General features: G+C 69.3%; 1 protein-coding gene. It reads left to right on the top strand.

Annotated features, from left to right (window positions below; all coding sequences use genetic code 11):
- Window positions 1-895 (top strand): autotransporter outer membrane beta-barrel domain-containing protein (locus ACNA0R_RS27240; protein ID WP_415829202.1); only part of this gene is annotated, 895 nt, incomplete at its 5' end.

The following is an 895-nucleotide window of genomic DNA, read 5'->3' as shown; positions in this document are numbered from 1 at the left end:
CGGCGGCGACGCATCATCGCAAGCACAATCGGTCGTCCGCGACGCCAGCGGCAAGGCGGTCTGGGCGCAATACGCCGGCGCGCGCGACCGCCTGTCGGGCAACGGCAACGCGGCAGGCTTCGAGGCCACCCGCTCCGGCCTGATGTTCGGTACCGACATGCCCTTGTCCAGCGCCAGGCCGCACGGCACCCGCCTGGGTGTGATGGCGGGCTTCACCAACGGCAACGTCAAGGTCAACGACCGCGCCAGCGCCTCCAGGGTGGATAGCTATACGGTCGGTACGTACGGCACCACGCCACTGGGCGTATCGCAGACGGCCGGCGGCGGGATCCAGCTGCGTTACGGCGCTTCCTACACCTGGCACAGCGTCTCGTCCAAGCGCGACACCGCCGGCCTGGAAGAAGCCGAAGGCCGCTACAAGGCCAACACCGCACAGCTGTTCACCGAAGCCGGCATGCCGTTCAGCCTTGGCCGCGCCACGGTCGAACCGTACGCGGGCCTGGCCTACGCCAATACCCGCCGCCGTGCCTTCAACGAAACGGGCAACGCGGGGCTGCACGCGGATGCCGCCAAACAGCACCTGGGTTACTCCACCCTGGGCCTGCGCGGCCAGACCCGCTTCGATCTGAAGGACGGAACGCAGCTGGCCTTGCACGGCGGCGCTGGATGGCGCCACACGTACGGCAAGCCAACCCCGGTATCGCGCATGCGCTTTGCCGAAGGCGAGAGCTTCGACGTGCACGGCACGCCCGTCGCGCGTGATGCGATGCTGGTGGAAGCCGGCGCCAGCGTCTACGCCGATCGCGGCATGCGCCTGAGCCTGGGCTACGCCGGCCAGCTCGCGCGCGGCGCCCAGTCGCATGCCATCCAGGCCAACGCCCTCTGGACGTTCTGA

It is taken from the genome of Bordetella sputigena (genome assembly GCF_965137885.1).
Lineage (GTDB): Bacteria > Pseudomonadota > Gammaproteobacteria > Burkholderiales > Burkholderiaceae_B > Bordetella_C > Bordetella_C sputigena.
The sequence above is the reverse complement of the archived record's forward strand: the minus strand, read 5'-3'. Positions and strand labels throughout refer to the sequence as shown.